At 61.3% G+C, this 13,147-nt stretch carries 14 protein-coding genes; 9 read left to right on the top strand and 5 right to left on the bottom strand.

Going from position 1 to position 13,147, the window contains the following annotated elements; genetic code table 11:
• The first annotated feature begins 3 nt into the window (after positions 1–3).
• From ACFVWT_RS19430 to ACFVWT_RS19460, 7 genes are all read left to right on the top strand, one after another.
• Positions 4–1,158 (top strand): hypothetical protein, encoded by a 1,155-nt coding sequence (locus ACFVWT_RS19430; protein WP_390250708.1) that lies wholly within the window; start codon positions 4–6, stop codon positions 1,156–1,158.
• A gap of 354 nt (positions 1,159–1,512) precedes the next feature.
• Complete coding sequence (locus ACFVWT_RS19435) at positions 1,513–2,361, top strand: hypothetical protein (RefSeq protein WP_390250710.1); 849 nt, start codon at positions 1,513–1,515, stop codon at positions 2,359–2,361.
• A complete protein-coding gene (locus ACFVWT_RS19440) occupies positions 2,358–2,825 on the top strand; it encodes a hypothetical protein (protein WP_390250712.1) in 468 nt (155 codons plus the stop codon). The genes ACFVWT_RS19435 and ACFVWT_RS19440 overlap by 4 nt, the downstream gene beginning before the upstream one ends.
• Before the next feature lie 93 nt (positions 2,826–2,918).
• Complete coding sequence (locus ACFVWT_RS19445; protein ID WP_390250714.1) at positions 2,919–3,308, top strand: hypothetical protein; 390 nt, start codon at positions 2,919–2,921, stop codon at positions 3,306–3,308.
• A gap of 397 nt (positions 3,309–3,705) precedes the next feature.
• On the top strand, positions 3,706–4,323 hold the full coding sequence (locus tag ACFVWT_RS19450; protein ID WP_390250716.1) for a hypothetical protein: 618 nt from the start codon (positions 3,706–3,708) through the stop codon (positions 4,321–4,323).
• Entirely contained in the window at positions 4,316–7,618 is a 3,303-nt protein-coding gene (locus tag ACFVWT_RS19455; RefSeq protein ID WP_390250718.1) for a DEAD/DEAH box helicase, read from the top strand. Before ACFVWT_RS19450 ends, ACFVWT_RS19455 begins: the two co-directional genes overlap by 8 nt.
• A complete protein-coding gene (locus ACFVWT_RS19460) occupies positions 7,615–8,649 on the top strand; it encodes an Eco57I restriction-modification methylase domain-containing protein (RefSeq protein ID WP_390250720.1) in 1,035 nt (344 codons plus the stop codon). The genes ACFVWT_RS19455 and ACFVWT_RS19460 overlap by 4 nt, the downstream gene beginning before the upstream one ends.
• A gap of 314 nt (positions 8,650–8,963) precedes the next feature.
• Here the strand turns inward: ACFVWT_RS19460 and ACFVWT_RS19465 are convergent, their stop codons facing one another.
• From ACFVWT_RS19465 to ACFVWT_RS19485, 5 genes are all read right to left on the bottom strand, one after another.
• Positions 8,964–9,491 (bottom strand): hypothetical protein, encoded by a 528-nt coding sequence (locus ACFVWT_RS19465; RefSeq protein WP_390250722.1) that lies wholly within the window; start codon positions 9,489–9,491, stop codon positions 8,964–8,966.
• Between the two features lie 102 nt (positions 9,492–9,593).
• Positions 9,594–9,866: a hypothetical protein gene (locus ACFVWT_RS19470; RefSeq protein WP_390250748.1), complete on the bottom strand. Its 273-nt coding sequence runs from the start codon at positions 9,864–9,866 to the stop codon at positions 9,594–9,596.
• A 19-nt stretch (positions 9,867–9,885) separates the two neighbouring features.
• Entirely contained in the window at positions 9,886–10,218 is a 333-nt protein-coding gene (locus tag ACFVWT_RS19475) for a hypothetical protein (protein WP_390250724.1), read from the bottom strand.
• 154 nt (positions 10,219–10,372) lie between these two features.
• Positions 10,373–10,825 carry a GNAT family N-acetyltransferase gene (locus ACFVWT_RS19480; RefSeq protein ID WP_390250726.1) on the bottom strand — a complete coding sequence of 151 codons (453 nt, stop codon included), beginning with the start codon at positions 10,823–10,825 and terminating at the stop codon, positions 10,373–10,375.
• 9 nt (positions 10,826–10,834) lie between these two features.
• Positions 10,835–11,512 carry a helicase associated domain-containing protein gene (locus ACFVWT_RS19485; protein ID WP_390250728.1) on the bottom strand — a complete coding sequence of 226 codons (678 nt, stop codon included), beginning with the start codon at positions 11,510–11,512 and terminating at the stop codon, positions 10,835–10,837.
• A gap of 438 nt (positions 11,513–11,950) precedes the next feature.
• On the opposite strand from ACFVWT_RS19485, the gene ACFVWT_RS19490 reads away from it, so the two are divergent.
• Positions 11,951–12,379 (top strand): hypothetical protein, encoded by a 429-nt coding sequence (locus ACFVWT_RS19490; RefSeq protein ID WP_390250730.1) that lies wholly within the window; start codon positions 11,951–11,953, stop codon positions 12,377–12,379.
• Between the two features lie 71 nt (positions 12,380–12,450).
• Positions 12,451–12,798: a hypothetical protein gene (locus ACFVWT_RS19495; protein ID WP_390250732.1), complete on the top strand. Its 348-nt coding sequence runs from the start codon at positions 12,451–12,453 to the stop codon at positions 12,796–12,798.
• The last annotated feature ends 349 nt before the right edge of the window (positions 12,799–13,147 follow it).

A 13,147-nucleotide genomic window follows, 5' to 3' on the forward strand; every position in this document is an offset into this window, starting at 1 on the left:
GCTGTGGGACCGTCGCACACCTTCATGGATCTCGCCAATGCCATCAACGGTGCCTTCGCCCGGTGGGACCGCTCGCATCTGTCAATGTTCACCCTGTCCGACGGCAGGGTGGTCACTGATGAAGAGACAGGGGTCGAGATGGTTGCATCGGTTGGTGGCCCTGTCATGGTCCCATCACTTGACATCGATGTGACCAAGGTTGTGCGGACTGTGGAGCTGGGGGCTGAGTTCCAGTACACGTTCGACTTCGGTGACGCCTGGATCCACCGATGCATGGTAGGGGAGGCGAAGGTTGACCCCCTGGAGGTATTGGGCGTCCGTCCTGAGGTTCCCTTGCCCTACTGGGGCTGGGGCAGCATCCCGGATCAGTATGGGCGCCGATGGGCTACCGACGACGGGGAAAGCCGGACGCCGGGGAGGCCAAGCCAGCCGCACCCCATGCTTCGCCGCGCGTGGCGGTCACAGGCGCAGGCACCGAGTATTGACCTGACCGAGCTGCGTGCAGCTATCGGGGCAGGAGATGCCGCTCGATTTCTCGCCGCTGTGACAGGGCACGACATCGATGATGCTCTTCAACAGGTGGGGGTGGGTGTACCGATGGCGCTGGAACAGAGACGTCAGGAAGGTGAGCCGGTGGCCCTGTCGATTATCAACAGGCTGACTTGGCGTGGAGGTCCTGGTGACCGGTTGCTGGCGGAGGACCTGCTGGCCATTCTGCGCGGAGAGCTGCTGACTGGGCAGGTCGTGCCGATTGATCTGGAAATGCTCAGCACCCTGCTGGAAGGGGACTTAGACCAGTCGACGGGTGGCTATGTTGACCTGCGTACTGGTGAAGTGTACGACGACAGCGCCACCGACCCGATGATCGTCGGGGAGGCCGCAGCCATCGACGTGGAGGAAGAGCCGGACCGTTGGCTTCGAGTCAACCGCACCGGGTCGCGGGATGCCTGGCAGGACATGGCCGCCTTCGCCGAGCGGCAGCACGATGCTCTCCGAGAGCGGCTTGAGCCGGCCATGGAAGGCAAAGGGGCATTCTCCCGGTTCCGTGACCTCGTCCATGGCGAGAACCTCACCGAACATTGGTGCATCTTCTCCACAGACCGCCAGATCGGCCGTGCCCGCGAGTTCATCGCTGACAATGGCGTCCGCGTGGGCTGACGAGCAGGACTCGGTCAGCGTCGACCTGTCTCCATTCAGTGCGCACCGTCCCAAAAGCCACCCTTGTTACGGGGGCTCGACTCGAGAGTTATGGGACAACTTACGGGACAGCCAAGTTACTTGCCATTTGAAATACAGATCCGGTGGAGGAGCGTGCCACTAACAGCGTCCCAACAACAAGGAAGTGGGACAACGGTGTGCGGCTGCGTCCTCTGGTTGTCAGCGTTGACTGAGAGAATCAGCTATGGCTTCAGTCGAATACATCCCTGCACGCAACTGGTACACACCTAGCGTGACTTAAGCTCAGACGAACATGATCAATAGTGGTGGGCAACGGCGAGAGGGATGTACTGGATGATTGACGATGCACTTGGACCGGAGGCCCGCGGCATCCGCGATTACGTCAATCACGAGTCACCCGACGACGACCAAGTGACCCTTGTCCAGAAGGTACGATCCCACCGAATCTTGGGTCGGACACATGATGTCTTTGACGTGCACTGCACAGAGACAAGATGGTGGGTAATCACGGAGCCGACCAATCTTTACCTCCAAACTGACTTTCCCGACGCTGAGCAAGCCCTCATCTTTCATATTGGTCTAGGGACTTTCCTGGCTGAACGTATGCGCGGCGACATGGAGAAAGAACAGGAAGAGCACGTTTCCGCCGCATGGAGACGGTTCCGTGATGCTCTGGAAACCATGAATGAGGCGTCCGAGGCAGAAGACTTTCAATCTGTAGGTATCAAATGCCGGGACTCGCTGATTGCTTTAGCGAAGAGTCATCAATCAGCACCCTGGTTAGGAGAAGTACTAGATCCGCCAAAGGTGGCCGATTTCAAAGGCTGGGCAAACATCTTCGCTGATTCTCTTACTGACGGCCGACTGAGGAGATATCTCAAAGCCTTGGTGGACAAGACTTGGGATCTTACGGTCTGGTTGCAGCATGACTCTAACGCGACCGCGATGGATGCTGACCTCGTGCTCGAGGCCACTTCTCATCTCATCGCTACTTTTGGGAAGCTGATTCGCCGGCAAGAAGTTGGCGAACCCGACCGTTGCCCACGTTGTGACTCTTATCGGCTACATAATGAGATCCAGCACGACGCTGAACGAGAGGCCTACCAGGAGTCCAATGTTTGCGCCGGCTGCGGTTGGAGGTCGGAGTGGATAGATATTCCTGAGTTGGTGGACGGCGAGTGACAGAGCTGCTTAACTCCCCGGAGCAATCGGATCCGTGGCACACGGAAGCGAACGTGCAGAAGGCCTTGGTTAGCGCACTTGTTAACCGCGGGTGGCGGATCCAGTCCGCGAAGAATACTGCCCTGCGAGAAAGCGGCATTGACGTCATCGCTGACTTCGATGGACAAATACTGGGAGCTGAGGTCAAAGGTTATCCCACCGTCGGGTATGCGGATCCAAGGCGGGCGGGGGAAAAGAAGAAAGCAAATCCGCGGGGGCAGGCGGGCAATTGGTATGCCAAGGCGATCCTTGCGGCCATGAAGCTGCGATGTGCTGAACCGGAGTGGGTGAGCGTAATCGTACTACCGATGGTCCCTCGCTACCTTGAGCTGTACGAACAGACAAAGGGATCTTTGGACGCAGCTCAAATTGAGGTGTGGTGGATGGAGCGAAGCGGCGTTTTGATGCAGGAAACCGGCACCTAGACCGGCCCTGAGTAGGGCCAACGTGTTCAACCCAGGAGCGGTGCCAGATCTTTCCGACGGGCTCAAGCATTCTGTGCACAGTACGCTGTGTGAATGACAACCAGCGTGCCTTCACTCACTTCTGTTTCCCTCTACCCCGGCAACGGGTCCTTCATTGTGAAATATGAACTGAGCGGGCCTGTGCCCCAGTCGGACACATTCCTGATCGGCATTCACGGAGTAAGCAGGGACGAGCGAACAATCCGCCAGCTCGGTGTTAAGTTTTTAGACGGTGAGTGCATCGCGAACTTTGTGTTCGACCACAACGCAGCCCGACAGGAAAACTTCGACTACGTACCTGTTGGTGACGATCCGCGGGTAATTCACACACCACTTCCTTCCGAACCCCTCGACGACCTCGGTGCATCTCCCAAGCTTCGTGGATATTTGAACTATGGCGGCGTTGACCATCAAACGGATGTCAAGGTCCAAATCATCGACTAGCACCCATGGGCCACCCTGGCCATGACCCGAGTGCAGTCTGACCTGCTCGAAGGAGCGGACGCGGACGGCCCCTGCTGACCGATAGCGAGTAGCGTCAGGGATCGGGAGGCCGGCCCCGGGCGAAGTTCCTGCAGAAGGCATGAGTCGGGTAGCCAAGGACCACGAGATCTCGCGGGTAATGTTAGGCAGGGTTGGCGCTTGGCTCACAACGCCTTCCGGTTGGGGCCCCAGCCGATCATTGCCCGAAGACTCGGCTTGCAGAAATTGGAGTGCATGTGTCGCCATCACGAGATGACCGGTCAGCGCCCGACGACCCCTACGACTCGTGCTCCGTTCATACGTTGAGGCATGGGTGGCGCCAGTGACGGTGACAGAGACTTTCGTTGAGGAGCTGGTCGTGAAGTCGCGCCATCGGGTCAAGAGCTATGGGGAAGTCTTCACCCCGCGTCACATGGTCAACCGGATGCTCGACTTGGTCCGGGATGAGTTGGAGTCCGGCCGCGACTTCGTCGACAAGACCTTCCTTGAGCCTGCAGCGGGCGACGGCAACTTTTTGGTCGCGATCCTGCGTCGCAAGCTCAACGCTATCGAGAAGCGGTATCCGGTCGAGGAGTGGCCGGAAGAGTCGCTGTTCGCACTGGCCTCTATCTACGGCATCGAGCTGCTTGAGGACAACCACCAGGACGCGAAGGCGATCATGCTCGCCGAGTTCCTGGGCTTCCATCAGGCCCACGGCACTCCCTGCGGCCCGAACACCGACCTACGCCGGGCGGCAGTGTTTCTCATCAATACGAACGTCGTCCGCGGGAACACCTTAACCGGCCAGGACCCGGAGGGTCAGGACATCCAGTTCTCGTGGTGGAACCGGTTTGAAGGAGCGCCAGGCATGGTGCAGCGTGAGCCGTTCACACTCGCTTCATTGCGCGACGACGGCGGCTTCGATTTCACCTTCTACGACAGCTATCAAGTGTGCAGGATTGACAAGGTCCACAAGAAAGTGAGGGCAGGTGCCTAGTCCAAAGATCAGCACGTTCCGCGAAATTACTCCGCTGATCTACTCATGGACGACGCCCGACATCCCCAAGTACGACGGCTGGGAGAAGATTGGGTACACGGAGCAGGAGAGCGCCCACACTCGTATTGAACAGCAGGCATCCCAGCTGTCCGTTGAGAAAAAGGTGGAGTGGGTGCGCCGAGCCTTTTTCACGTCTGCAGCCGGTGGGCGCTTTACGGACAAGGACTTTCACGCCTACCTCCGCCAGCGACACGTCGAGCGCGAGACCCATCCCAAGCGAACGGAGTGGCATCACTTTAAGGCCGCGCCGAAGAGGTCACTAGACTATTTGCACGACTTCGCCGGCCAAGACTTCCCGGACGCACCGAGCATCGGCGCGGAGGACGACTACGTCTTGCGTCCCGAGCAGCAGGAGGCCGTCGACCAGGCAGTGGCTGCTTTCCAATCGGGGAAGAGCGAGGTGCTCTGGAACGCCAAGCCGCGGTTCGGCAAGACGCTGACGACATACGACCTGATGAGGACCCTGGACGTCCGGCGGGTCCTGATTGTCACCAATCGCCCCGCCATCGCAAATTCCTGGCTTGACGACTTCGACCGCTTCATCCGTCATCAAACGACGTTCAAGTTCGTCTCGGAGTCGCCGTCCCTGGCAGGCCGTTCACCCATGACTCGAGAGCAGTGGCGGGACTTCTCGCTCAGCCACCAGGATGAGGACCCACGCATCTTGGAGTTCCTGTCGCTGCAGGACCTCAAGGGTTCGCAGTACTTCGGCGGTTCGTACGACAAGCTTAGGCACATTACGCGGTTCGACTGGGATCTGTTGATGATCGACGAGGCCCACGAGGGTATTGACACCACCAAGACCGGCGTCGCCTTCGACCAGATCAAGCGCCGGTGGACACTCCACCTGTCGGGCACGCCGTTCAAGGCGCTGGCCGTCGGCAAGTTCGACCAGGACCAAGTCTTCAACTGGACCTACGAGGACGAGCAGACCGCCCGCCAGCAGTGGGAGGACAACGGCCAGGAGAACCCGTACTCGGCGCTGCCGAAGCTTAACCTGCTGACCTACCAGATCTCGCGGATGATCACTGACCGTCTGGCCGAAGGTGTCGCCATCGACGAGGACGAGGCAAACATCGATTACACGTTCGACCTCAACGAGTTCTTCGCGACGAAAGACAACGGGTTCTTCGAGCACGAGTCGGAGGTTAACAAGTTCCTCGATTGCCTGGCAGCCAACGACAAGTACCCGTTCTCCACACCCGAGCTGCGCGATGAAATTCGTCACTCGTTCTGGCTGCTCAATCGCGTCGCCTCGGCCAAGGCGCTGGAGAAGCTCCTTAAGAAGCATGAGGTCTTCAAGGACTACACGATCATCCTGGCGGCCGGTGACGGACGCTCGGACGAGTCCGATCCGGTCGCAGCAGGCAAGTCCCTCGACCAGGTTCGCACGGCCATCGCGGAGGCGGAGGCGGAGGGGAGGTGGGGCGGCAAGACCATCACGCTGTCTGTCGGGCAGCTAACCACAGGCGTCACAGTGCCGGAGTGGACCGCGGTCATCATGCTGTCGAACCTGTCCTCGCCGGCCCAGTACATGCAGGCGGCGTTCCGGGCGCAGAATCCCTGCACGTTCGAGCGCGGGGGGCGCGTGTTCCAGAAGCAGAACGCATACATCTTCGACTTCGCGCCCGAGCGCACGCTGACGATTCTCGACGCCTTCGCCAATAACCTGCACCCGAATCCCTCGGGCGATCAGGGGGTGCGGCAGGAGAACATCCGCCGGCTGCTGAACTTCTTCCCGGTCCTGGGTGAAGACGCCGAGGGCCGGATGATCGAACTCAATGCCTCTCAGGTCCTGACGTTCCCGCAGATGTTCAAGGCTCGCGAGGTCGTGCGCCGCGGTTTCCTGTCGAACCTGTTGTTCGTGAACGTCGCCGGCATCTTCCGGTACTCGGAGCACTTCAAGGAGATCCTGGACAAGCTGCCTACGGCGAAGCAGGGCAAGGTCAACACTGGGGAATCCATCGAGTTTCCACAGCCGCCGCCTATCACTGATCTTGACGGCAAAGTTCAGGTCGACGTGGAGACGGTTATCAACCCCAAGGTCGCTGAGCTCGGCAAACCGGTCTACAGCATCGAGGAGATCCCTACGCCCGAGCCCGACGCCCCGGCGTCCACGACGGCGATAGCCATCGCCAAGGCGGTTACCGAGCAAACACGCTCCAAACGCGACGAGTTGACGAAGGCATACGGGCTCACAGCGGCGCAGGCCCAGCGTGACATCAAGCGCACCGAGCAGGCCGTGAAGGATCAGATCGAGCGCGCATACACCGAGCACAACATCGCCAGCAAGCACATCGAGGACGAGCTAAAGAATGCAGCCACGGAGGCCGATGCCCAGGCTGTCGAGGCCAAGAAGGCAGAGCAAGACGAAGCGTTCAAGGCCAACGTCCTAGCCATCGTAGACAAGACGATGGACGAGATCGTACCCGAGGTGGTCACTCGCGAGGAGACCAAAAAGGAGCAGGGGCGCGCCGACCGGACAATGGACGACGCTCGCTCCCACCTTCGCGGATTCGCCCGCACGATCCCCATGTTCCTCATGGCATACGGGGATCGCGGCATCCGGCTATCGAACTTCGACGACTACACGCCCGACCCCGTGTTCGAAGAGATCACGGGCATCAGCGAGGCTGAGTTCCGTCTTCTGCGCGACGGCCAGGAAGTCGCGGAGGAGAACGGAAACGTGACGATGATCCCTGGCCTTTTCGACGAGACGGTCTTCGACCAAGCCATCCAGGAGTTCCTGGATAAGAAGGAAACTCTCGCCGATTACTTCGACGACTCGCAGACCGAGAACATTTTCGCGTACATCCCGCAGCAGAAGACGTCCTTGGTGTTCACCCCTCAGCCCGTGGTCAAGACCATGGTCGACACACTGGCAGAGGAAGATCCGGGGATCTTCACCGACCCGGGCAGGACCTTCGCCGACCTGTTCTCGACTGCAGGGTTGTTCTTGATGGAACTAGTGCGACGTCTCGATACCGGCCTCACTGAAGTGTTCCCGGACCAGGAGGAGAGACTGCGGCACATCTTGACCTCACAGATCTTCGAGATGAGCCACAACGAGATTCTCCACCGAATCACCATCGAGGCGGTCTCCGGCGGTGTACCCGAGCGCAAGGCGTGGATCGAAGGCTCCGGTCACTTCCGTGTTGGAAACCTGGCCCGGATGACCCCGAAGGAGCGGCAGAAGATGGTTGACGACATGCTGACGGAAGGGCACCGACCATGACTAAGAAATTCGATGTTGTCATCGGTAACCCGCCCTACCAGGAGGAAGCTCAGGGCGCGGGTACCCGAGACACCCCCGTCTATCACCTGTTCATGGAGGCGGCCTACGAAGTCGGGAAGAAGGTCGTGCTCATCACCCCGGCAAGGTTCCTGTTCAACGCGGGATTCACCCCCAAGGCATGGAACGAGAAGATGCTCGCGGACAAACGCTTAAGCGTTCCGCACTACGTTCCCAACAGTGATGAACTCTTCCCTGGCACTGACATCAAGGGTGGTATCGCAGTTACCTTCCGCGACGAGGAAAATGAACATGATCCAATCGGGATTTTTGCAAAGTCCCCGGAGCTGAACTCGATTCTCCATAGAGTCATTGCTTCGCACGCCCCTTCGATGGAGCCGGAGATCACGACTTCGCGCTCGTTTCGGTACACGGGGGAGTTATATGCTGCGCATCCAGCCCTCCGCTCGCTTCGCCCGAAGGGGAACGAGTATCTGATCAGCTCCAATACGTTCGCCCAGTTCGAAGAGGTACTCTTCTCCGAACGTCCTGATGGACCGCAGACATGGTCAAGGATCCTTGGGCTGGATGGCCGAGGCCGGGGATATCGCTGGATCCTCTCTGAGTACCTCACGGGACCCGAAAGTCTCAGGGCCTACAAGGTGGTTGTGCCTAAGGCGAATGGGTCGGGTGCCTTCGGGGAAGTGTTGTCGAGCCCGCTCGTGGTAGGCCCCGGTGTAGCCGTTACCCAAACGTTTATCACTATCGGCTGCTTTGATAACGAGGCCGCTGCCAAAGCGTGCCTTAAGTACGTGAAGTCAAAGTTCGCGCGTGCACTTCTCGGCGTCCTCAAGAGCACCCAGGACAACCCGGCAAAGGTTTGGAAGTACGTCCCCTTCCAAGACTTCGCAGTCACGTCGGAGATCGACTGGTCGAAGTCGATCCCGCAGATCGACCAACAGTTGTACTCCAAGTACGGGCTTGACGCCGACGAAATCGACTTTATCGAGGCCCAGGTCAAGTCAATGGATTGACCACTGGAGAGGCACGCCAGAGGTTGATAAGCCTTACTCTGCTCTCCTGACGCCCGCTCAGCGTCCACGGCGGCCACCACGCAAGCCCGCCCTCAGTCTCGCTATGCGTTCATTTGTAGCCAGCGTGCAGGCAGTTGGGCTGCAGCTTGGAGTCCCGGGTTCTCGGAACTTGGACACCGTCCTTGCCTAATAGTCGGTCCGTGACCGGGGTGCCACGCCCCCGTTGGACAGGTGAAAAGCGAATGGACGAGCGCGAGTCCGGACCGGGGTGTGGCTTGAACCGGGACCACCCACGTTGTGGTTGAGCTTTAGGTTCACTGTTTGTCGGCCCAGCGTTCGTGGGCGGATTGCCGGCTGATGCCTACTGCCCGGCCGATATCGGTCCAGGATGCCCCTGCGGCCTTCGCGGCGGCGACGGTCTTATCCAGCCGGTGGCCGGCCTGGGCGTATTCGCGGGCAGCCGCTTCCACACCGAGGACGGCTTCTGACGGTGCGACGTGGGCTCTCCACTCGTCGTGGATGGCGTCTTCTACCCTGCTGGAAGCGTCGGCGAATTTGTGTGGGGGAACGTAGTCCCGCCGGTGCGCGGGGTCGGCGTCGGCCGGGTATGCGACCCGTTCCCACATCTCGCCTCGCCAGCCGCAGCCGCAGGCTCCGCGCCAGCCAATGATCTCGCTGTCCGGGATCACTTCGTGGTCGGGCAACATCTTGTCCGGCTTGTAGCGGCCGGTGATGCCTTCCACGAGCATTCCTTCGCCGGATGATGATGACGACAAGCGCCCGTCGGGTGCGACCGCGGCCGCCCAGCCCTCATGTTCGTTGTCGTTCGATACCCAGCCCATGACCCACATCCTTCTGTCAGGTAATCCTGACAGTTAGTTTGTCAGGGGTCTCTGACAAAAACCACACATCTCCCATAGCCCCACGCTATACGCAGGCCGGACTCAGTTGTCAGTGATGGACTCCAGCAGCCACTGATCCGACAACGGGTCGCGCCGCAGGTCAAAGGTCCGCAGGGCGGAGTTCGTGCTGAGTCGGACCTGCACCTGCCAGTGTTCGATATCTACGACGTTCCCGATGCCCACCGGTACGGACCGTCGCGTCTCCCACCAGGAGTCCCTAATGAACCAGTGCACCGGCTCGGCCGCCACAGCCCAGACCCGCCCGTCATGGCGGACGGCCAGGGGAGTGCCCTTGGCGGTAAACCGGACGTCCACAGGGGCGTCCAGCCTTGTTTCACTTGCTACTGCTGTCACGGTTAGTCCGCTCTCCCAAGTTTCTAGTCATTAATTCGTCGCGGCGGGTGACCGCCGAACTCCACACCCAGGTCCGGTACGTCACCGGCCCGTCCTTCCAGGTCACTTCCGCGGCCTTCGCCGTCCAGGCGTATACCTCGCCGTCCACTAGTTCCGCGCAGTTGGGGAACCTGATCCACGCCTTCACCGGAATGCCCGGGAACCCGTTCTTGGCCGGAAAGTGCTCGAAATCGAGCTCTTCCACGGTCAGCCCGATCGGCCCGGCCCGCCTCGCGTACTGCCTTTGCAATTCGGAGGCTTGTTCGGATCGCATATCACAACCTTAGAACATATTTACTAATCGACACACCATGAAAAAGCGCGATCATGCGGTAGCGCATCTGATGCATGATCCACGCAGAGCTAAGTATGGAGGGCGACTACGACAATCTGCGATCCGCGCTGATAGCGGACCAACTGGGCCGTGGTCAGCGGCTCAGGAACAGCGGGGGATTGTCACCGCCCCTGGCGTTGCGGAGATGGTCCCAGCCCAGGGATTGCCAGAAGGCGTCCTCGCTTTCGGGCGGCCGCGCGAACATGATTCGGCCGGGATGCTGCCGGCGCAGCAGTCCGATGGCCTGTGTGCCGAAGCCTTGGCGGCGGTAGCCGTCGGCGACTTCCAGGAAGTCGATCTCCAGTCCCTCGCCGGCGTCGGGGACCCCGTAGCCGGAATCCACTTCGGGGTGGTCGACGGCGATCATGCGGACGATTTCCTCCCCGGCGCGGGTGAAGCTGTAGAACAGGTCCGAGGGGGAGGCGGCGATGACTTCGCTGGCCTGCCAGCAGGCCTGCGTGAAGTCCTCCGATGCCTCAAAAGGCGAGATTACGGAGCGGCCGTGCGGGGCGGGCCAGACCTGTCTGATCACCAGTTCATCGCTCACACGATCAATCTAGACCTGATCGGAGGTGCCTGTCCTGCGTGCTTTCCTGCCGCGGGTCCGGCCCGCTGACCAGCCCGGCACTGCCGTGTCCAAGGCCGTTTTCTTGGCCGGGTCGAGGTCCCCGCGGCGGGCTTTGTACCGCTGGGTGTGCAGCCACACGCCCAGCTCATGCTCCTCACCGGTCACGGTCGCCTTGTGTCGCGGCCAGTCATGCCCGGCCGCCCGGTACTTCACCAGGGCGCCCAGCCTGCCCTGCCACCTGGCCTCATCGGAGACCACCCGACGTGCGCCCTCCCAGCCCGGCAGCACACCCAGCCCCTCGCGGTACTTGGGCGCCAGCGTCCCTTCGGCAGCTTCGCGGCGACGCCGCTCCAGCCAGGACGCCAGGCTCCGCTCGGCCGCCGACCCGGCCCGGGCGGAGGGATACTGTCCGGTGTCCTGCACGAACGCCACCAGCTCCCGCATACGCTCCAACCCGTGTGCGCTTGCCCGGTGCATCGTCCCGTCCGCAGCTTGCCTGTGCGCGGACTCCAGAGCAGGATCCGCGGCTCTCGCTACCACGAGGTGATAACCAACGGTCGAGGCGGCCGCACCGGTCAATGCCGCGATCCGCGCACGGGTCAGCCCGCCGCGGTACATCAACACCCACTCCGCCTTCGGCGCCGCATTCCTTTGAACAGTAACCACCGGAACATCCTGCCAGCAGAGAGCCAAGGCATGCTCGCAGGGCTCGCCCTGGTTTCCGCTGCGCTTCAACCAGTTGACGGGCGTCCGCTGCGCGCCCGGCTGTTGGGTCCAGGGTGCGCCGTCGCAGAGCTCCGGACACCCCGGCCCTGTTTGTCTACGACGTTTTTTGGCTGCTGTCCTTCGGATTGTACGTGCCCGCTCCGGCCCGTCTAGCCCCTCCGTTCCTCCGGGGCCTGCGGTGCGGGAATTTCCCTCCGGCGCTCCTTCGTCGCTTATTTCCTCCGGGAATTTCCCACTCCTTGCCAAGGGTAGACAAGCCTCCGTGGCCACAGCTCCGCAAGCTTCGCCAGCAGCCAAAAAACAACGGGGGGAGAGGGGAGCTGGCCGGTCACCATTGGTCGCCCCACCCACCGGAATCCTCTGCAAAAGGACAAAACCATGAACGCAGTAACAACCAAGACCGTGACCCTCAAGGACACCGGGGAAACCATCGAGGGCGTGACCGTGCTGGGCGATTACCACATGAACGGCGGCTACGACTGGATGGAACTCATCGAAGCGGAGGGCTGGGCTGTCATCCCCAGCTGGGGCTGTGACGGCTGGGACCTGGGCCAATGGCCCTATGTCATGGTCGCCGCCACGCGGACCGCTGACAGCATCGGCAACCTGTTCGGCGTCGCCACGTACTGCGAGGGAGACGTGACGTGCAGCTACTACCGGACCAAGGCCGGGCAGTGGGACGCGATCACCGAGCAGGCCTTTTTTCACTGGAAGAACGGACAGGCCCACGGCCCGGACGACCTCCCGGAAGCCGTCGCTGAACTGCCCAGCCTCTACCGGATGCCCTACACCGTCCCAGCCGCCTAACCGGCACTGAATCCGCTGTACTGCCCGGCACGGCCGGGCAGTACAGCCAAACCACTTTGAGGAGCCAGCACATGAGCACAGCCACCGCACCGCAGAAGGGCATCATCGCCCTGATTTACCGTGATGCCCTCGGCATCGATTTTTCGAACAGGGGAATCTCCTCGACCGTCACAGAGGTGACCGTCGTCGGCCCCGGCATCGACCCCATTTTCGAGCCCACGGACGAAAGGCCCGCCGTGCGCATCGTCAAGCGGGAGAACGCCAGCGGCGCGATCTATCACGCCGAACCGCTGCCCTCCGACGAGCTGCCCGCGCCGTGGTACATGTTCGGCGGAACGTTCATCTTCAGCAGTGACACCCGGTTCCGTAACTCCGTCGGCTTCTACGGGGCGGTGCCCTTGCACGACCGCCGCGAATAGCTGGCAGAGGGTGGCCGGTCCTTTCGGGCCGGTCACCGCTGGCGGTCCGCCGCGAGTGGCCGGCTGGCGCTGGTGGTTGCCGGCGGCGGACCGCCAACCGCCAGGGCAGCAGGGCAACGATCAGGGCAACGCGGCCCGCCGGCCGCTCCACGAACGTGAGGAATCCGGGGTGCTGATCAATGGTTCGCAGGGCTCACCAACAAAGCGGGCGTCCGCTGGCGCGGCCGACTGTTGGGTCCAGGGTGCGCCGTCGCAGAGCTCCGGACACCCCGGCCCTGTTTGTCTACGACGTTTTTTGGCTGCTGTCCTTCGGATTGTACGTGCCCGCTCCGGCCCCTCTAGCCCCTCC

This window comes from Arthrobacter sp. NPDC058288 (assembly GCF_042880995.1).
Classification (GTDB): domain Bacteria; phylum Actinomycetota; class Actinomycetes; order Actinomycetales; family Micrococcaceae; genus Arthrobacter.